Here is a 19,108-nt window from a genome sequence, read left to right on the forward strand (position 1 = left end):
TGGGAGGCGCATGCTCGAAGCATGTCCCAGGTGACCACGACAGATCTGTACGAGGTCACGATGGCCCTGTCCTACGTGCATGAGGGCATGCAGGCACCTGCCACGTTCAGCCTCTTCGCGAGAAACCTGCCTCCCGGACGGGGATTCCTCGTCGCGGCGGGGCTAGAACCCGCACTCGACTACCTTTCCGGGTTCCGGGTCGAGGCGTCGGACGCGAACGAGTTCGCGTCCGTGCTCCACCTCCCGCCCGAGGACCTCGCGCCGCTGCGAGGACTGGCTTTCGGCGGCCAGGTCCGGGCTGTTCCCGAGGGACGGCTGGTCTTCGCAGGAGAGCCGTTGCTCGAGGTCACCGCCCCGCTGCCGCAGGCCCAGTTGGTGGAGACGTACCTCTTGTCGTTGGTCTGTCATGAGACGGCGGTCGCCGCCAAGGCCGGACGGTGCGTCCTTGCGGCGGCGGGACGTCCACTCGTCGATTTCTCCCTGCGGCGGTGCCACGGTCCGGAAGCAGGCTCCCAAGCCGCCCGGTTGTGCGCCATGGTGGGCTTCGCGGGCACCAGCAACGTCGCCGCCGCGGCCCGGTACGGTATCGACGCGTCCGGCACCATGGCTCACTCCTACATCGAGTGCTTCCGCTCCGAGGAAGAGGCCTTTCGGGCTTTCGCCCGAACTCACCGGGGGCCCCTGACCTTCCTGGTCGACACGTACGACACCGACCGGGGGGTGGAGACCGCCGCCCGGGTCCTTTCGGACCTGGCGCGCGGCCCGGGGTGTGGCATCCGGCTGGACAGCGGCGATCTCGGGCTGCTCGCGCGCAGGGCCCGCGAGACGCTTGACGCGGCCGGGCTGCGAGACGTGAGGATCATCGCGAGTGGAGGTCTGGACGAGTACGGGGTCGACGCCCTGGTGCGCGGCGGAGCACCCATTGACGTCTTCGCCCTGGGTACACGCGTCGGTGTCGCCGCCGACGCGCCCTATCTCGACGCTGCGTACAAGCTGGTCGAGTACGACGGCACACCGGTCATGAAGCTCTCCTCGGCCAAGGTCACCGCTCCCGCGCCCAAGCAGGTGTTCCGTGGTCCAGGTCTCCAGGACGTCATCGGCCTGGAGACCGAAGAGCCGCCCGCAGACACGGAGCCGCTGCTTCGGACGGTCATGCGTGACGGGGTGCGGAGCGGGCCGCCCGATGATCTGGGCGCGGCCCGTGCACGGTTCGAAGCCGACCTCGCCGAACTGCCGCCGGACGCCCGGCGCGTCGAAGAGCCTGTGCCACCGGTGCCACGGTCCTCGGCGCGGCTGGAGGAGGTCACCGCGCAGGTGCGGGAGCGGCTCGCGTCACGGAGGCATCATGGCCGGCCGGAGGAGCGTACCGGGCCGACCGGCTCTGCCGATCCCGCGTCCGGCCGGCTGTGACGCCTGCGTGCGCGTCGCATCTCATCCGTTCCCCAGACGATGAAGGGGAAGGTGGCGACCAGCGCGACGACGTCCCAGGGCAGCGCAGCCGTGCCGAACAGGTCCTGGAGCGGTGGGAGATAGACGAGGGCTGCGGTGAAGACGAGTTCGAAGGCGATGCCTGCCAGTAGCAGCGGGTTGGTGAACAGGCCGATGTCCCGTAGGGCGGCGTGGTCGGTGCGGGCCGCGATCGCGGTGCCGACCTGGCAGGTGACGATGCCGGCGAAGGTGGCTGTGGTGGCCATGGTGTAGGCGTGGTGGAGGGCCGCCCCGTCGCCGGTGGGTGCTCCGGGGATCCAGCCCGAGCGCCAGAGCACGTAGAAGAACGCTCCCATGACCAGGGCCGCCGATACGAGACCGAGGTAGCCCCAGCTGCGTATCAGCATGTCACGGGAGATGACTCCTTGGCGGTGCGGTCGGGGCGGGCGTTTCATGGTGCCGGGCTCGGATCGTTCGCGGCCCAGGGCCAGTGCGGGCAGGGTTTCGGTGCCCAGGTCGATGGCGAGGATCTGCAGCACGGTGAGCGGGAGCGGGACGGCTCCGGCCGACAGCGCGAACACGAGGAACGGCACCACCTCGGGTGTGGTGTGCGCGAAGATGTAGACGATGAACTTGCGTACGTTGTCGTAGACACGTCGTCCGGATTCGACCGCGGCGACGATGGTGGCGAAGTCGTCGTCGGTCAGCACCATGGTGGCGGCCTCACGAGCCACGTCGGTGCCTGACTTGCCCATGGCCACACCGATGTGGGCTCGGTGCAGAGCCGGTGCGTCGTTCACGCCGTCCCCCGTCATCGCCACGATCCGGCCGTGGGCACGCAGGGCGTCGGCCACTTTGAGCTTCGTCTCCGGCGAGGACCTCGCGAAGACCACTTCCACGTCGTCCTCGACCAGAAGGCGGTCCAGCTCCTCGTCGGTGATCGATTCGGAGGCGGCTACGACGTGCAGACGCGGAACTCCTATCCCTACTTCACGAGCCACGGCAGCCGCAGTGGCACCGTTGTCGCCGGTCACGATGAGCACGCGGATCCCTGCTTCGTGGCAACGGCGTACGGCCTCGGCAACCTCCGTGCGCGGTGGATCGTAGAGCCCGACCAGCCCCAGCAGCGTCAGCTCGGATTCGGCGTCCTCGCGCTGCGACGGGGCTTCCGCGCCCATGGGGCACTCCCGGCCCGCGACCGCGAGGACGCGCATGCCCTTCCTCGCCATGCTCTCCGCGGCCTCACGTGCCGGCGCCACGTCCGCCTGGGCGTGGACCTGGGGCAGCACGGCTTCGGGGGCTCCTTTGACCACGACCCGGAAAGGCACGGTCCTCTCGCTCCTCTGAACGACCGACATCAACCGGAGCCGTGGGTCGAACCGGAACAGCGACTGCCGCCCCGCGTCACGCTCGGCCAGGTCCAGGGGCATGCCCCGGTCGGCCGCACCTTCGACGAGGGCCTTCTCCGTGGGATCGCCCTGCAGGGCCCCCTTCTCCGTACGGGTGACAGTGGTGCACAGCGAGGCGGTGTGCGCGAGCTCAGCCGCCCATGGGCCGGGCGAGGCGCCATGAGCAGGGGTCCACACCGCCTGCAGCCGCATTCGGTTGAGGGTCAGTGTGCCGGTCTTGTCGGTGCAGATGACGTCCGTGGAGCCCAGGGTCTCCACAGCACTCAGCCGCTTCACCACCGCTCCCCGGCGGGCGAGTGACCGTACGCCCACCGCGAGTGCGAGCGTGATCGTCGGGAGCAGGCCTTCGGGTACGTTGGCGACCAGGAGGCCGATCGCGAACGTCAAGGAGTCGGTGAGAGGCAAACCGACGGCCACCCCGACGACGAGGAAGACCATTCCCATCGCGACAGCTACAGCGGCGATGAGCCAAGCCACCTTCTTGACCTGCTGTTCCAGAGGACTCGGCTCACGTCGGGAACGCTGGCTGAGTGCCGCGATACGTCCGAGTTCCGTGCGGTCCCCCGTCGCGAAGACCGTGGCCCGGGCCTGCCCTCCCAGACAGGTCGTCCCGCTGAATACGAGGTTGGGTTCCTCGATGAGCGGAGCCCCCGCCCGACCGGCGGCATCCGTCCTCTCCACGGGCGCGGACTCCCCTGTCAGCATGGAGAGGTCGACCTCGACTCCGCCCTCGGTCACCCGCGCGTCGGCCGGGATCTTGCCCCCTTCCTCCAGGAGGATCACGTCGCCCGGAACAAGGTCCCGGGCCTCGATCTGCTGTGTCCTGCCGTCCCGCACGACGAAGGCCTGTTCGGGCAGGTAGTGGGCGAGGGTCTCGACGGCCCGTTCGGCCTGACGTTCTTGGAGCAGCGCGAAGGCGGCGTTGACCGCGATCACGGCGAGGATCGCCCAGCCCAGCACGCCCAGTCCGGCTACGAAGGCGAGGGCCGCGGCAGCCCAGAGCAAAAGGGCCAGAGGGTGGGCCAGCTGAGCTGACACGTCGCGAATGATGGAGGAACGCGCCTTGGACCGCACTTCGTTGGGGCCGTGGACAGCCAGGCGCCGCGAGGCCTCGCGCGCGGAGAGCCCCTCGGGACCGGTGGAGAGTTCACGTCGCAGACGGGGAACGGGCTCGCTGGGATCGAATGCCTCGCCCGGGGTGGGAAAGGCATTGCCCTGGCCTCCGGTCGGTGTCTGCGTCATCGCCGGCCCCGTCGCGTGACCTCGTCGGACGAGCCGAAGGGCCGCACGGATGGCAGAGCCGTGGAGCGGCCGTCGTCACCAGACGGCTCGTAGTCGGTGCCCTTCACCATGCTGTCCTCCTGCCTCGCAACGGCCCAGCACCGCGCGACAGATCAGCTGGACGAGCCGAGTTGGGATGCGATGTGATCGGCCCACCGGCGGATGCGTTCCGGGTTGCGGAAGTCGCCGCCCTTCCCGTGCCGGACCATGCTGTGGGCAATCAGGCCGGGCGTCTGCTCTGTGAGCGCTCCACCGAACGTGATGTGCTCCCGGGCGCCGAGACGCTGCATCCAGCGGGCGACCCCGCGCACCGGCGCGATATCGCGCCGCTCGGCCGAATCGTCGACCGGACCGCTGCTGAAGAGCCAGACGGACCGCCTCCTCAGCTCGTCCGCATGGCGGCGGGCGCATCGGCGGGCCTCGACGTGCCAGCGTCCGGCGTAGACAGCGCCCCCGAGAATCACACCGTCGTAGTCGCTCACATCGTTGACACGGTCGGCGGGTATCACCACCGCGTCGACCCCCTTGGAGCGGAGTTCCTCTCCCAGCTCCTCAGCGATTCCCTGTGTCGCTCCGTGCTTGCTTCCGTAGGCGATCAGCAGTCGTGTGCCAGGCATGTCAGACACCTAATCCTGTATCTCCGAGGGAACGTCCCCCTGTGTGCGGGTGCTCTCGGCGCGCGCCACGTGTTGCTTCACCATCGCGAAGCTGTCCGGAGCCACAGAGATCGAGTCGATACCGGCTTTCACGAGGAACTCGGTGAAAGCCGGATCGTCACTGGGCCTCTGACCGCACAGACCGACTCCACGACCGGCCTCATGCGCGCCGGCCACCAGGCGCTCGATGCTGCGCGTGACAGCCGGTCCGCTCTCGTCGAACAGATGGGCGAGCGCTTCCGAGTCCCGATCGACGCCGAGCGTCAGCTGGGTCAGGTCGTTGCTTCCGATGGAGAAGCCGTCGAACCGTTCGGAGAAGTCCCGAACAAGAATGATGTTGGAGGGTATCTCAGCCATGACGTAGACCTTCAGCCCGTTGTGGCCGCTCCTGAGGCCTTGCTCGCCCATCACGTCGAGCACCCGGTCGGCCTCGCCGGGCGTCCGGCAGAACGGAATCATGACGACGACGTTGGTCAGGCCCATCTCGTCGCGGACCCGGCGCAAGGCGCGGCATTCCAAGGCGAATCCCTCGCGGTATCCGTCGCTGTAGTAGCGGCTGGCCCCCCGCCAGCCGATCATCGGGTTCGCCTCGTCCGGCTCGAAGGGGCGGCCTCCGAGCAGTCGCGCGTACTCGTTGGTCTTGAAGTCGCTGGTACGCACCACCACGGGGTCGGGCCAGCGCGATGCGGCGATCCGGGCGACGCCCCGGGAAAGCCGGTCGACGAAGTACGCACCCCGGTCCTGGTATCCCTCGGTGAGTCGCTCGATGCCGCGGCGGTCGTCCGCGTCGAGCTCCTCCGGGTGAAGCAGCGCCATGGGATGGGCCTTCACCTGATGAGCGACGATGAACTCCAGCCGGGCGAGCCCGACCCCGTCGGCCGGAAGGCGCCACCACCTCAGGGCGGCGGACGGGTCGGCGAGATTGAGCATGATGCGCGTACGCGTCTTCGCGACGGCCGACAGATCGGTCTCGCGCTCCTCGTACGGGATCAGACCGTCGTAGACGCGCCCGCGGTCTCCTTCCGCGCAGGACACCGTGACGTCGCTCCCCTGCGTCAGGACACGCGTCGCCGAGCCGGTGCCGATGACAGCCGGGACTCCGAGTTCCCGGCTGACGATGGCAGCGTGGGACGTGCGTCCGCCGTGATCGGTGATGATCGCCGAGGCACGCTTCATCACAGGCTCCCAGTCCGGGTCGGTGAGAGAGGTGACCAGGACGCCGCCCTCGGGAAACGCCTCCCGGGCGACCGGGGCGGTCAGCCGTACGACCGGTCCCTGTCCGATCGCCTCCCCGACGGCTGTACCTTCGATCAGTGGCCGGCCGGGGTCAGCCTCCAGCCGGCATTCACGGATCGCGGTGAGGCGCCGTCGGGACTGCACGGTCTCGGGGCGGGCCTGGACGATCGCGAGCTCTCCGGTGACTCCGTCCTTGGCCCATTCCAGGTCCATCGGGCAGCCGTAGTGCTCCTCGACAGCTCTGGCCCATCCGGCGAGGAGGCGGATGTCGTCGTCGCCGAGCACCCGTTGTGCCCGTTCGGCCGGAGTCGTGTCCACGGTGTGAGTGAGTCCGCTGTCCATGTACACGGTCTTGCGACGTTTGGCGCCCACCCGCATATCGATCAGCGGGTTCAGGGAGGGGTTCTTGAGGCTGGGCTTGAAGACGGTGTACTCATCAGGATCCACCTGCCCGCTCACCACCGTCTCGCCGAGTCCCCATGCCGCACTGACCACGATCACGTCGGGGAATCCGGTCTCGGGGTCCAGGGTGAAGATCACTCCTGCGCCGGCCAGGTCTGCGCGGACCATGACCTGGACACCCACCGACAGCGCGACGGACAGATGGTCGAAGCCCATGCGTTCCCGGTAGTCGATGGCACGGTCGGTGAACAGCGAGGCAAAGCAGCGATGGCAGGATTCGAGCAGCTGTTCAGGCCCGCGCACATTGAGGTACGTATCCTGCTGACCGGCGAAACTGGCCTCGGGCAGGTCTTCGGCAGTGGCGCTGCTGCGCACGGCTACGGAGGGGGCCTCGCCGCCCGTGCCGCGAGCGAGATCCTCGTATGCCGCGACGATTTCGCCGGGAAGCGACGGGGGCAGTGGTTCGCGGAGTATCAGCGCGCGGATGGCCCGCCCGACTTCTGCCAGCGGGGTGCCGTCACGCAGACGCGCGATCTGGTCCTCGATGGAGGCGCGCAGGCCGTGCGCGGCCAGGAGTTCCTCGTACGCCTGAGCAGTCGTGGCGAATCCGGGCGGGACGCGCACACCTGCGGCGCCGAGGTGTGCGGTCAGCTCACCGAGCGAGGCATTCTTCCCGCCGACGCTCGGGATGTCCTGTCGGCCGAGCTCCGCGAACGGAATCACGTAGTGCCGCGACGTCATGGGAGTCTCCGTGGTTGCGCGTACGTAGGCGGTAGATCATCAGCACCGGTGGGGCGCACCCCCGGGGGCGAGGCCGACCCGCCCCGCAGGTGCGGAGTCACTCCTGGTCGCCCGGGTCCACGTACTGAGGGGGGACGATCTCGATGGGACAGTGCCCGTGATGGAGAACGGCATGGCTGACCCTGCCGAGCGCCGGACCGAGGCCCAGCACGTGGCGACGGCTGCCCAGAACCATCAGATCGGTGTGCTTCGAGGCCTCCACCAGGATTCCGGGCACACTGGTCCCCGTCTCGACGTGGTGCGTGACCGTGAGATCGGGACACGTCTCCCGTATCCGTATCGCCATCGCCGATACCTCGTGCACCTGTTGTTCGGCGACCTCGCCGAGGCTGTCGAGCATGGTGGTGACCGCACCGACCTGAGCCAGGACGTTGCAGACGCTCAGCAAGCGAAGGGAAGCCTTGCGGACCTGAGCCTCGGCGGCTGCCAGCATCAGCCAGTCGAGGTCGGACGAGCCGCGCACCGCAGCTGTGATCACACCGGTCGCAGGCCGGTCCGGCTCGCCCCTCACAACGATCACGGGAACCTCGGTCCGAGCGACGAGCCCCAAGCCGACAGACCCGAGCATCAGGGCATCGAAGCCGCCCAGGCCTCTGCTGCCCACGACGATGGTGCCCCGCTCACCAGCCGCCGCGCGCAGCCCGCTCACCGGGCTCAGACGACTCAACTCTCGCGTCACCGTCAGGCCGGGGTATCGGTGGCCCACTGCTTCCGCCGTATCGATCAGCAGGTCCCTGCCCGCCTCGCGGATCGCCTGGATGGCTTCCACACCCGCGTAGAGCATGCGGTGGTCGGTGTCAGCAGCATGGACGACATGAAGGGGCCGACCACGACGGTCCGCTTCCTCCGCAGCCCACAGCGCCGCCGTGCGCGCCGGGGCCGACGCGTCCACACCGACGACAAGGGGCCCGAGTTCGACAGGGCGGGGAGCTGTGCTGGTCATGACTCCTCCTCGGAATGGTCCAGAGACCTGCCCTCACCACGGTTCCACCGCGGCGCATGGCAGACATGGGCCGTTCGGTCCCGATCGAGACCTGTCGGCCCTCCCCACCTTCGGGATCACGGCGGGAAGCTGGTCACAGACTTCCGCACCAGGAGCCCCGTACACCGAGGAGGCACTGTCATGACACGCCACGTCACTGTCGGCCTGGACGAATCCCCCGAGGGTCTCGCGGCAGCGCGGTGGGCCGCTCGTGAGGCCATGCTGCGCGACGCCCCGCTACATCTCGTACACGTGGAGGAGTGGCCGGTCACCCCGGAGATACCGCAGACCTTCACACAGTCACTCGTCGAACGGTACGAAGCCCTGCTGCAGGAGACCGCGGACCGGGCCCGCCGGGACCACCCCGGTCTGGAGGTGACCACGGAACTGGTCCAGGGGCGGGCCATCGACGAGCTGACGCGCGCCGCGGACGAATCGGTGGTCACCGCGCTGGGTTCACGGGGGCTCGGATCACTTGTCGGCTTCCTGATCGGCTCGGTTTCTCTGGGTGTCGTGGCGAAGACGCGGAGCCCGGTCGTCCTCGTACGTCCGGAAGGGACCGATACCGCCTCCCCCACCGAGGAAGCCTCTGCCGGCAACCCGGGGATTGTCGTGGGTATCGACGTCTCCCACCCCTGCGACCCTCTGCTCGCCTTCGCCTTCGAACAAGCGGCCCGCGCAAGTTCGGGACTGCAGGTAGTACACAGCTGGTCTCTCCCGGCGACGTACACATACGCAGCGATCCTCGACCCCAGCGTGGGCAGTGGAGTCGGTCAGCACGCCGCACAAGACCTGAACGACATGCTGCGCCCCTGGCGGGAGAAATTTCCGCAGGTCAGCGTCTCCGAGACCTTGGTCATGGCTCCGCCGGCCAGTGAGCTCGTCCAGGCGTCCCGAGGAGCCGAGCTGGTCGTGGTCGGACGGCGCGGCAGCCGACATGTGGGTCCCCACATCGGCCACGTCGCCCATGCTGTGATCCACCACGCCTCAGCGCCGGTGGCCGTAGTGCCCGTATGACTGACCTCAGCCGTGGGCAGCATCTCCCTGGCTTCGAGCCAGACCGAAGCACCAGGGCCGCACGGGCCGCATCAGCAGGCGTCTCCCGGGGCATCGGGGACGAGAATCCTCCGCCCCGTGATGCGCCTGGCCCCCAGGAGCATCACGTGTTCACGCTCTTGTCCTGCCCAGGGAGTCGAGAATGCCGATTCCCTGAGCTGCTGGGACGCATCATCATCCGCAACCGGTCGAACGGTTCCCACGATCAACACGCTCCAGCCTCTACTGAAGGCGTCGTCGAAATGGTCGGCCTCGAAGGCGATCTCCGTGTCCGCGGCAGCAGCGAGCGGGGAATCGTCTCCCGTCCTGAACATGACCTCGCCGTCCAGCACCTGGTAGTTGACCGGCAGCACGACGGGTCCGTCCTCCAGAGTCAGGGCAACCCGACCTACGCCGTGGTCTCCCAGCCGCGTCCAGCACGTGGCCTCGTCGAGTTCGACCATCCGAGCTCTACGGGCTCCGCGGCCAACGGCGGGCGGCAGGTCGCCCGCACCCCCTGACAGTTCCTGAACCGTGGTCTCCAGCGCGTCGGCAAGCCTGAGCAGAAAGCCGACGCCCGGCGTGGCGGGCTGTTCCTCGACGTACTCGATGTAACCGGGCGCGGCCCCTGCCCGCAGCGCCACGTCCTGCCGTGACAGTCCGAGCTGCAGGCGGCGTGCCGCGATGCGTCGGCCCAGGTCGCCTTTGGCCGGAGGTGGCGTTGAGGACATCGCTGGCTCCTTACTCCTCGGCTTCTGCCTCCGAGCGGGTCCTGCGCTTCACGCTAGCCAGAGACGGGAGCGGCCGCAGCGCGGAGGGCGGTGCGGTGTGGGGACTCAGGCATCTGTCGTCGCAGCATCGTTGACGCGCTGGGGCACGACGACGACGGGGCACGCAGCGTGGTGGAGCGCTCGGTGGGCCACCCTGCCGAGCTCGAGGCCGATGAAGCTTCCCTGACGTCGTGCTCCGACGACCAGCAGGTCGGCTGCGGCGGATCGCTCGACCAAGATCTTGGCGGCCGGCCCCTCCGGGGTGGCCCTGCTCACCGGGACATCCGGGTACTCCCGGGCCGGTCCTTCGAGTGCCTTGTCGAGGAGGGCGGCGGCGCGTGCTTCCGCCGAGTCTGCCGGATCGCCGGTGACGAGCTGGTGCTCGGCAGGTCTCCCGGCAGGTTGGCGCCACGTCTTGAGCACGTGGAGTGCGCACCCGCGAGTGGCCGCCTCATGGAAGGCGAAGCGCACCGCAGGAGCCCCGACATCCCTGCCGCCCACCCCCAGGAGGATACGTTCGTGTCGGGAGGCAAGCGCTACCTCGTCCCCACGCACCACGACCACGGGACACACGCTGCGGGCCGCCACCACGAGGCTCACCGAGCCCAGCAACACGGAGGCCAGTTGACCTCGTCCCCGTGAACCGACGACAACTGCCGAGGCCGAGGCGCCCTCTCTCAGAAGGGCGCTGGTGGCGTCCTCGGCGAGGACGTCGGTGGAGACCGCCAGAGCGGGCACGCGGAGCCGTGCACGCTCGGCAGCGGCGCCGAGGATGTTCTCGGCGAGAACACGACCCGCCGGCCGTTCCAGGCCGCCCGTCGGTACCGCTCCCTCGTACCGCTCCCAGAGCGAGGCGTACACCATCCTCAGCGGAGTCGCATGACGCGCGGCCTCGTCAGCGGCCCAGTCCACCGCTTGGAGACTGGATTCAGAGCCGTCGACCCCCACCACCAGCGGCGCCTGCATGATGCCCACCACCCTTCTTCGAAGGATTGACTTCTCCCAGGCTGGCACCGGGCACCGTGCCGGGCCAGGGCCGGTCGGTCCCCACCTCTCTCTGACCGACCCAGGAGCGGTAGGACTGGGTGCGCTGTGGGCTGATCGGTACCGGGCAGGGCCGCATGACCCCTCCTCGGTCAAAGCACCCACATCAATACGGAGCAACGGGTACGAGCGCATGCCGCCCCGTTCCCCGTCGTGCTCGGTCAGCGGCTGCGCAGTTCCGCCAGCGTGCGGTCGAAGTCCAGGGCGCGGGGTCGGTTGTACGGGAGCTTCGCGAGGATCGCTGCCATGCCGCAGGTGTTGGTGAGCGCGGAGAAGACCAGCCCAGCAGCGATGCCGGCCGACAGGATCTGGAAGGCCGGGTGGATGAGAACGCCGAGCAGAAGGCCGAGCAGGACGAGGGCACCGGCAGTGAGACGGACCTGGCGCTCCATGCCCCACACGGTGCGGGCCGAGCCCTGCGGACGGTGGAGTTCGTGGCCGCCGGCAGCCCAGGCTCCGGTGCCGCCGGAGAGGGTCGAGGTGGTGATGCCGTTCTCGGCGAGGATCTTGCAGGCGTTTCCGGAGCGGGCACCGGATGCGCAGACGACCAGTACGTCCTTGCGGTGTGCAGCGTCGCGGATGTCGGACAGGGCGCGCTGGATGTGGTTCAGGGGGATGTTCAGGGCCCCGGGCAGGTGACCTGCGGCGTACTCGCCGGGGGTGCGGACGTCGATGACGGTCAGTTCGTGCAGGCGGATGCGGGCTTCACCGGTACTGAGTGCGGTGGGCGTGGTCATGGCGGGTGTCATCCTTTGCTGTCGGCGGGGCTCCCACACGGGGGGAGTATATTTACCCCTGGGGGTATGTGATGAGGAGTGATGATGGAGCTTGATCTGGCGGGCGCGGAGCTGAAAGCGGTTCTGAACCGGCTGCGCCGGGCGCAGGGGCAGATCTCCGGGGTGATCCGGATGATCGAGGAGGGGCGGGACTGCGAGGAGGTCGTGACGCAGTTGGCGGCTGCGTCCCGGGCTCTGGACCGGGCGGGTTTCGCGATCATCGCCACCGGGCTCCAGCAGTGCCTCACCGAGATGGAGGACGGCAGTCGCTCCGGCGAGGACCGGGATGAGATGCGCGCCCGGCTGGAGAAGCTGTTCCTGTCCCTGGCCTGATGAGGCCGACCGGAGCGCGGCGGTGATGGTGCTCACCGCTCGGCTCAGATGACGACGTCTATGAGCATCCAGAGCGCCACCGCCAGCAGAACGTAGGCAAAGATGCGCTGGAGGCGCTGCCCGCTGATCTTGGTGGACAGGCGTTTTCCGTCCCAGGCGCCGAGGATCGCCGCTCCGGTGAAGGGGGCGATCACCTCCCAGCGCACGGCTCCTCCAGCCCCTGTTCTGGCGGTGAGGGCGGCCAGGGAGCTGACGGTGATGACCAGGAGGCTGGTGCCCACTGCCTGCTTCATCCGCAGCCCGAGGGTGCTGACCAGGGCGGGGACGGCGAGGAACCCACCGCCGACGCCGAGGAACCCGGTGACGGCGCCGAGCCCGGCTCCGGTGGCGGCCGCTTTGGCCGGACGTATCCGCTCGGGCGGCGCCGATCCGGTGGGGCGCAGCATGCGCAGGGCGGCCAGGGCGGCGATGGCTGCGAACGCTGCGGTGAGTACGGCGGCGGGCAGGTGCCCGGAGGCGACCCCGGCGAGGAAGGCGGGCACGATGCCCGCGAGTGCGAACGGGGCGCCGGTCTTCCAGGCGACGTTGCCGTCGCGGGCGTGGGCGTACAGGGCGGTGGCGGAGGTCGCGGTGACGATGATCAGGCTGGCGGTGGTGGCCGAGGCCGGGGAGAAGCCGAGCAGGTAGATCAGGGCGGGGACGGCGAGGACGCTGCCGCCACCGCCCAGGGAGCCGAGGGCCAGTCCGATGACAGCCCCGGCGACGAGGGCGAGTATGAGGGTGCTCACGCTATCGAGCCGCTGTTCCCGTGCTCGTCGGCGACCGGATACCCGGCGGCGGCCCACGCGTTCATGCCGCCCTCCACGTCCACCGCGTCCGCGCCCCGTTCGGCCAGGAGCTTCACGGCCTGCTGCGAGCGGTGCCCGCTGCGACAGATCACCACCAGCGCCCGACCCTGCGCGGTCGCGGGCAGTGCCCCACCCGTGGCCAGGCCGGTCAGCGGGGCGTGCACAGCGTTGGGGGCATGCCCGGATTTCCACTCGTCTTTCTCGCGCACGTCCAGCAGAACGGCATCGGACTGATCGCCGCCGGTGATGGCCTGCGCCTCGTCGACGGACACGCGCTTCCGGCTCTTACGGAAGAGGAACATCAGATACTCGCCTCATCTTTCGTCGCCCCCCCCTGCGGGGGCGCCGGCCTGGTGCCTGGTCAGCCGGTCAAGACGGTCAGCCCGGCCTTCTCGGCAGCGCCGAAGCCGTCGTCCACGGCCACCACCCGCCGTCCGGCGGCATCGAGCAGGGAGGCAGCGATGCCCGCGCGCATTCCGCCCGCGCAGTGCACCCACACCGTCCCGTCCGGCACCTCACCGATGCGTTGGTGCACCTGGTGGATCGGGATGTGCACCGAGCCGGCTATCCAGCCTTCGGCGCGCTCGGAGTCGCGGCGCACGTCCAGCACCACGACCTCGTCCATGTCCTGACCTGCCAGCTCGGCGAAGGTGGCGCGAGCGAACGAGGCAGGGCGCTCCCCTCCTCGCAGCCATTGCGCCGGGCCACCGGTCGCGGCGGAGGCCGGCCGGTCGATGCCGACGCGGACCAGCTCCCGCTGGGCCGCCGCCAGCTGCTCGGCACTCTCGGCGAGCAGGGTGACCGGCTTGCCCCACGGAATCATCCAGGCCAGATACGTCGCGAGCTTGCCGCCCAGCTCGAAGTTGAACGAGCCCGCTACATGCCCCTCGGCGAAGGCGATCCGGCTGCGAAGGTCCACGACCCACTCCCCGGCCGCGAGCCGGGTAGCGATCTCCTGAGGATCGGCGACCGCAGGCGGAGTCATGTCGACCGGGTCGGGCCCGCCCGCGTTGGCCGGGCCCATGTGCGCGTAGTAGGCGGGCACGTCCTCCAGGCCGGCGAGCAGGTCGGCGACGAATGTGTCCACGTCCACCGTCAGGGCCGCGTTCGCCGCCTTCTCCTTGCCGATCGTCGTGCTGTCGCCGTCGGCCTGCGCGGAGGAACAGAAGCTGCCGAACCCGTGGGTGGGCAGCACGGCCGTCTCGTCGGGCAGCGCTTCGGCCAGGCGGTGCGCCGAGGCGTGCTGGGCCCGCGCCAACTCCTCGGTCAGGCGGGGTTCGACGAGATCGGGACGACCGACCGTACCGATCAGCAGGGATCCACCGGTGAACGCAACCACCGGCCGGCCCGCCTCCCGCAGCACGTACGCGGTGTGGTGCGGAGTGTGTCCGGGAGTCGCAATCGCCGCCAGGTCCAGGCCGGCGGTGCTGTCGATGTCGACCGCGTCCCCGTCGTGCACGGGAGTGCGGGCGAAGGAGACGTGCGCACCGGCGGGCACCAGGTAGACGGCGCCCGTGATCCGGGCCAGCTCCAGTCCGCCGGTGACGTAGTCGTTGTGGATATGGGTCTCCACCACGTGCGAGATACGGACCCCGCGCCGGGCGGCCGCTGCCAGCACCTGATCGATGTCCCGGGGCGGATCGACGGCCACCGCGGCCGCCGGGCCGCCGACGAGATAGCTGCGGTTGCCCAGACCCTTCAGCTCGATCACGTCCACGAAAAACACCGCGATGCTCCTTCCGTACGAAAATTACCCCCAGGGGTATGTAATCCACCGTAACACCTTTACCCCCGGGGGTATATTTCGACTTGGGTGGCAGCAGTCATCCGTACTGCGGTCCGGCCCTGTCGCCGGCCGACCGCTCCCGCGAACATGGAGGCAGGCAATGGGCTACGACCGCACCGTGAGCGTGAAGGGGTCGTTCGAGCAGGTTCAGCGCGAGGTCCGTGACGCACTGGCCGAGCAGGGCTTCGGGGTCCTGACGGAGATCGACGTGCAGGCCACGCTGAAGGCGAAGCTCGGGCATGACATGGAGCCCTACCTGATCCTCGGCGCCTGCAACCCGCCCCTCGCACACCAGGCCCTGGAAGCCGACCGCTCGATCGGTCTGTTGCTGCCGTGCAATGTCGTCGTGCGCGCCGAGGGCGACCAGGTGGTCGTGCAGACCGTCGATCCCGACACCATGGTCACGCTGACCGGACTCGATGCGATGGCGCCCGTGGCCCGGGAAGCCACCCTCCGGCTGGACGCCGCTCTCGCCTCCCTGAAGGGGACCGGCGCGGACTGGCGCCGAGAGACTCACGTACTAGGCAGCCGACGCCGGGGATGCACTGGCGCTTCGACAGCTGGCTGAGTTGCGACTGAAGGCCGGAGATCGTGCTAGCGCCGAAACCTTGGCTCGGCAAGCTGCCGACATCGGTCTCCGTTCTCCATGGGAGCGTTTTCCGTAGTCGCGCACGACTCCAGACGTTTCTTCCGTGTGCTTTGGCCGCATGGTCTGGACCCAGATGGCACACCGTCATCAGAGACACCGGGCCTTCTTCCCCGGTGGAGCCGTACCGGCACAGGTAATGGGGCGATACGAGATCACGATGTCGTCCCATTCGCCAGCGTACATACGTCACACTTGTCGGTATCGCCCCTCCGCATGACTGCTCCCACTGCTCCGGCGTCCAGCAGAAGACCTGCTAGAGGGGGGGGCCGGGTGTCGAACTGGTTGTGAGGCACGACCGACGGCGGCTGCACATCTGCTTCTACCGTCGGAATTAGTTCATAGACTGAGCGCCTCCAAGGGGGCTCTGACGGTTGTGCCTGGGAAGACCCGAGCACCCGCGGCATACCGGTGCGCGAGACCGGTTGGTCGGGTCGCCTCAGCACCAGGCATAGGCGCGCTCTCCCCGGATCAGAATCGCCAGCGGCGAGCCGTCGGGCAGGCGATACTGAAGCGTGGCACGTATCGTCTCTACTCCCCCGCCGGTCGACAGCGAGCAGACCCGCAGCTTCCGCACCCACGCCTCATACATCCGCGCGTTCCGTGAACTTGCGCTCGGCGACAGCAGAGCGCAAGACGCTGTCGCCAGCCTTCATGAATCTGCGGCACCAGCCCTTTTCAGGGCTGATGTGCCATCGCGTCCCTGCAACCGAGAACAAGTGCTGGCATGCCTGCGTCGCGCATGGGCGACCGCTCGCCTGCTGGAGCACACGCACGCACTGGCCGGAGACTCCGAGATTATCCGGCTCGCCAACAGCTGGGGAGCTGTTCAGTCCTATTACGTCCTCTACGGGGCCGCCCAGGCCCTGATCGTGGCCGAAGGTGGCGAGCGTCCGCAGATGCACGAGCCTACGAAGCGGCGCTACGTGGATCTGTGGACCACTCGCAGTCTGCAGATCGCGCCGTGGACTCTCGCGGCGACGGCTCCAGGAACCCGACTTGCTGACGCGGACGGGATCCTCGGCGGCCCCAAGCGTTCCCTAGATTTCGATTTGCACCCGTGGGTAGCGTGGCAGGGCGAACAAGCCTGGGACATCGCAGCCAAGGCCTTGCGCTCCACCCGCCAGTTGCTTGTCGAGGACCGCCTCGCCAAGAGGCGGCGTGAAAAGCTCAATGCCAAAAAGAAGCAATGGCGCCTCAACGAGGAGACCCGGGCCGCGACGGGCCGAAAGCCCGCGCCCGAGCCGAAGAGTGTCAGGCTGACCTCGGCGGAGCGGGACACCGTAACCAGTGGCATCCGGCCTGCGACCATGGCTGACTACCTCTACCGCCTGCGGATCAAGGCCAACTACGAAGATGTCACCGTCTTCTCCAACGGCCCCGCTTCGGACGGTGAGGCAACGGAGGTCAGCGCGGACCTAGTCGCCGTGACCTCTGCGACATTGCTTGTCCACGAGCTACGCATTGCCGCGATCATCGGCGTCGACGAACTCGTTAAGGCTATGGACTTAGTGCTCCAGCACTCCTCGGGAGAATCCTCAGGTGGCATGGCACATCGTCGTGATCTGCATGACCGGCTCTCTTGATCTAGGTCATGGCTCCCTATCGCCCAGCCACGACATGGTCGACGGCGACGTAGGGTGTGGGTATGAGGACCCCGGCAGACCAGGCTCTGTAATCACGAGGCGCTGAGGGCGACGCCATAGGGCGTCGCCCTCGTAGGTGTGCCTGTTTCGTGACCCTCTCTTCGTCCGCTTCTTTCCCGAAGCGGACGCCGACCCCGTTCTTCTGCGACGGCGGTTTCCCGAGAGTGCGCGCAGGCACGGTCCCTTTTCTCCCTGCTGCCAGGAGCGCCTCATGCCTGCCGTTTTTCCGCCTGCCCTCGCCCATCTTGTCGACCTGTTGCGCTGCCCGACGTGCAGTGCCGACCTCCACCCTGCTCCCGGCGCCGTGCTCTGCCCGGTGGGCCACACCTTCAACATTGCCCGCCAGGGATACGTCAGCCTCCTGACGGGCGCACGTGCGACCAGCGGGGATGACGCCGCCATGGCGCAGGCCCGAAGCCGGTTTTTAGCCTCCGGCAAGTACGCCGCGATCGGCCGGACCCTGGCCCATCTCACGGCTGCGGCCCTGCCCGAGCACGGCAAGGTCCTCGACGCCGGCTGCGGCACCGGCTACTACCTGGCCGGAGTTCTCGATCAGCTCCCCGAAGCGCGGGGCCTGGGACTGGACGCCTCGGTACGGGCGCTCCGCTCGGCCGCCCGCGCCCATGAGCGGGCCGCTGCAGCAAGCTGGGACGTCTTCCGCCCTTTCCCGCTGGTGAACCAGGCGGCCGATGTGATGCTGAACGTGTTCGCCCCCCGCAATCCGGCCGAGTTCCACCGTGTACTTCGCCGGTCCGGCCGCTTGATCGTGGTCCGCCCCACCCACCAGCACATGGCCGAGCTCCGGAGCAACGTGCCCGCGATGCTCACGATCGACCCGCACAAGGAACGGCGTCTGCACCAGGCGCTGAACCCGCTCTTCGAGGCGACCGAGACACAGCACATCGAATACACCTCCTCGCTGACCACCCAGGAAGCTGTCGACCTGGTGGGGATGACGCCCAGCGCGCGGCACCTCCATGACGATGATCTGCTTCAATCCGGCGTCCTCCCACACCGCGTCACCGTCTCAGTCCTGGTCACGGCATACCGGCCTCGGTGAGCAGGAGCAGGCGCACGCGCCTGCTGACCGACGAGCAATGGAACCGACTGGTGCCCCACCTGCCCGACAACGCCGGGAAGGTGGGGCGCCCGTTCGCAGATCACCGTCGCATCGTGGAGGGCATCATCTACCGCTACCGCACCGGCATCCCCTGGCGGGACCTGCCCCGGGACGCGTTCGGGCCCTGGCAGACGGTATGGAAACGCCACCGGAAGTGGGCTACCGACGGGACCTGGGACAGGGTGCTGACACATCTGACCGCCTGCGCCGACGCACACGACCAGATCGACTGGACGGTCTCGGTGGACTCGACCATCATCCGCGCTCACCAGCACGCCACAAACACCACCCGGCCTTCCTCGGAGCCCCAGACCCTCACCCGCGGGGGTGTGGGAACATCCGGATCTGAGCCTGCGGCACACGGCATTGGCCGATCCCGTGGCGGACTGACGACCAAGATCCACCACATTGTTGACGGCCGTGGCCGCCCTCTGGCCGTCGCCATCTCAGAAGGGCAGATCCACGACGGTCAGGTCCTGCCTCCCCTGCTCGGCGACATCCGCGTACCCCGGCTCGGTCCCGGCCGACCCCGGACCACACCAGCAGCACTTCTCGGCGACAAGGCGTACTCGTCCAAGCAGATCCGTGCAGCCCTCGCAGCGCGAGGTGTCCGCGCCGTCATCCCCGAGCGCGCCGACCAGCAAGCCAACCGCAAACGAAAGGGCCACGGCGGAGGCCGCCCGCACTCGCTGCAGTCGGAGACCTTCAAGCGCAGGAACGTCGTCGAGCGATCCTTCAACGTGCTCAAACAGTGGCGGGGCCTGGCCACGCGCTACGACAAACTCGCGATTGTCTACCGCTCAGCACCGTGCTGGCGGCAGTGATCGTCTGGTTACGCAGTTAGGAGACATGACCTAAAGGTTGTTGCAGAAGGGTGGGTGTGGGCAGGCCGGGGTGGTGTTTGACCTG

The 19,108-nt window shown here is 68.6% G+C and carries 17 protein-coding genes; 7 read left to right on the top strand and 10 right to left on the bottom strand.

Going from position 1 to position 19,108, the window contains the following annotated elements; all coding sequences use genetic code 11:
• Window positions 1-21: 21 nt before the first annotated feature.
• Window positions 22-1,410 carry a nicotinate phosphoribosyltransferase gene (locus tag D6270_RS02965; protein ID WP_010056202.1) on the top strand — a complete coding sequence of 463 codons (1,389 nt, stop codon included), beginning with the start codon at window positions 22-24 and terminating at the stop codon, window positions 1,408-1,410.
• Here the strand turns inward: D6270_RS02965 and D6270_RS02970 are convergent.
• The 4 genes from D6270_RS02970 to D6270_RS02985 form a co-directional block, all read right to left on the bottom strand.
• On the bottom strand, window positions 1,344-4,079 hold the full coding sequence (locus D6270_RS02970) for a cation-translocating P-type ATPase (RefSeq protein WP_109166897.1): 2,736 nt from the start codon (window positions 4,077-4,079) through the stop codon (window positions 1,344-1,346). The two genes, D6270_RS02965 and D6270_RS02970, sit on opposite strands and share 67 nt — an antisense overlap.
• A 152-nt stretch (window positions 4,080-4,231) precedes the next feature.
• The gene (locus D6270_RS02975; RefSeq protein WP_010056200.1) at window positions 4,232-4,735 is read right to left on the bottom strand and encodes a flavodoxin domain-containing protein; all 504 of its coding nucleotides are present in this window, start codon (window positions 4,733-4,735) and stop codon (window positions 4,232-4,234) included.
• Window positions 4,736-4,744: 9 nt separating this feature from the next.
• A complete protein-coding gene (ppsA, locus tag D6270_RS02980; protein ID WP_109166896.1) occupies window positions 4,745-7,153 on the bottom strand; it encodes a phosphoenolpyruvate synthase in 2,409 nt (802 codons plus the stop codon).
• Between the two features lie 97 nt (window positions 7,154-7,250).
• Complete coding sequence (locus D6270_RS02985) at window positions 7,251-8,156, bottom strand: universal stress protein (protein ID WP_109166895.1); 906 nt, start codon at window positions 8,154-8,156, stop codon at window positions 7,251-7,253.
• A gap of 180 nt (window positions 8,157-8,336) precedes the next feature.
• On the opposite strand from D6270_RS02985, the gene D6270_RS02990 reads away from it, so the two are divergent.
• On the top strand, window positions 8,337-9,212 hold the full coding sequence (locus D6270_RS02990; RefSeq protein ID WP_109166894.1) for a universal stress protein: 876 nt from the start codon (window positions 8,337-8,339) through the stop codon (window positions 9,210-9,212).
• A 71-nt stretch (window positions 9,213-9,283) separates the two neighbouring features.
• On the opposite strand, the gene D6270_RS02995 is transcribed toward D6270_RS02990, so the two are convergent.
• The 3 genes from D6270_RS02995 to D6270_RS03005 all read right to left on the bottom strand — a co-directional run bounded on the left by D6270_RS02995 (window position 9,284) and on the right by D6270_RS03005 (window position 11,781).
• Window positions 9,284-9,961: a helix-turn-helix domain-containing protein gene (locus D6270_RS02995; protein WP_109166893.1), complete on the bottom strand. Its 678-nt coding sequence runs from the start codon at window positions 9,959-9,961 to the stop codon at window positions 9,284-9,286.
• A gap of 105 nt (window positions 9,962-10,066) precedes the next feature.
• Complete coding sequence (locus D6270_RS03000) at window positions 10,067-10,975, bottom strand: universal stress protein (protein WP_109166891.1); 909 nt, start codon at window positions 10,973-10,975, stop codon at window positions 10,067-10,069.
• A 230-nt stretch (window positions 10,976-11,205) separates the two neighbouring features.
• On the bottom strand, window positions 11,206-11,781 hold the full coding sequence (locus tag D6270_RS03005; RefSeq protein ID WP_109166890.1) for a rhodanese-like domain-containing protein: 576 nt from the start codon (window positions 11,779-11,781) through the stop codon (window positions 11,206-11,208).
• 84 nt (window positions 11,782-11,865) lie between these two features.
• Between D6270_RS03005 and D6270_RS03010 the strand changes: the two genes are divergently transcribed.
• Window positions 11,866-12,153: a metal-sensitive transcriptional regulator gene (locus D6270_RS03010; RefSeq protein ID WP_010056191.1), complete on the top strand. Its 288-nt coding sequence runs from the start codon at window positions 11,866-11,868 to the stop codon at window positions 12,151-12,153.
• Between the two features lie 44 nt (window positions 12,154-12,197).
• Here D6270_RS03010 and D6270_RS03015 read toward each other — a convergent pair whose 3' ends face one another.
• From D6270_RS03015 to D6270_RS03025, 3 genes are read right to left on the bottom strand one after another with little or no spacing between them, the layout of a single operon-like run.
• The gene (locus D6270_RS03015) at window positions 12,198-12,941 is read right to left on the bottom strand and encodes a sulfite exporter TauE/SafE family protein (protein WP_109166888.1); all 744 of its coding nucleotides are present in this window, start codon (window positions 12,939-12,941) and stop codon (window positions 12,198-12,200) included.
• A complete protein-coding gene (locus D6270_RS03020; RefSeq protein WP_204117165.1) occupies window positions 12,938-13,303 on the bottom strand; it encodes a rhodanese-like domain-containing protein in 366 nt (121 codons plus the stop codon). The genes D6270_RS03015 and D6270_RS03020 overlap by 4 nt, the downstream gene beginning before the upstream one ends.
• A gap of 59 nt (window positions 13,304-13,362) precedes the next feature.
• Window positions 13,363-14,727 (bottom strand): MBL fold metallo-hydrolase, encoded by a 1,365-nt coding sequence (locus D6270_RS03025; protein WP_109166886.1) that lies wholly within the window; start codon window positions 14,725-14,727, stop codon window positions 13,363-13,365.
• A 160-nt stretch (window positions 14,728-14,887) separates the two neighbouring features.
• Here D6270_RS03025 and D6270_RS03030 point away from each other — a divergent pair, with 160 nt between their 5' ends.
• From D6270_RS03030 to D6270_RS03045, 4 genes are all read left to right on the top strand, one after another.
• Entirely contained in the window at window positions 14,888-15,355 is a 468-nt protein-coding gene (locus D6270_RS03030; protein WP_225976760.1) for a DUF302 domain-containing protein, read from the top strand.
• 593 nt (window positions 15,356-15,948) lie between these two features.
• Window positions 15,949-17,019, top strand: coding sequence for a hypothetical protein (locus D6270_RS03035; RefSeq protein WP_158650476.1), 1,071 nt, complete (start codon window positions 15,949-15,951; stop codon window positions 17,017-17,019).
• A 271-nt stretch (window positions 17,020-17,290) separates the two neighbouring features.
• Entirely contained in the window at window positions 17,291-18,139 is an 849-nt protein-coding gene (locus D6270_RS03040) for a putative RNA methyltransferase (protein ID WP_109166883.1), read from the top strand.
• A protein-coding gene (locus D6270_RS03045) for an IS5 family transposase (RefSeq protein WP_109166881.1) occupies window positions 18,136-19,043 on the top strand; the annotation gives its coding sequence in 2 pieces (ribosomal slippage) (window positions 18,136-19,006 and window positions 19,006-19,043; 909 coding nt in all). The genes D6270_RS03040 and D6270_RS03045 overlap by 4 nt, the downstream gene beginning before the upstream one ends.
• The last annotated feature ends 65 nt before the right edge of the window (window positions 19,044-19,108 follow it).

It is taken from the genome of Streptomyces griseus subsp. griseus (assembly GCF_003610995.1).
In the GTDB taxonomy this organism is placed as follows: Bacteria; Actinomycetota; Actinomycetes; order Streptomycetales; family Streptomycetaceae; genus Streptomyces.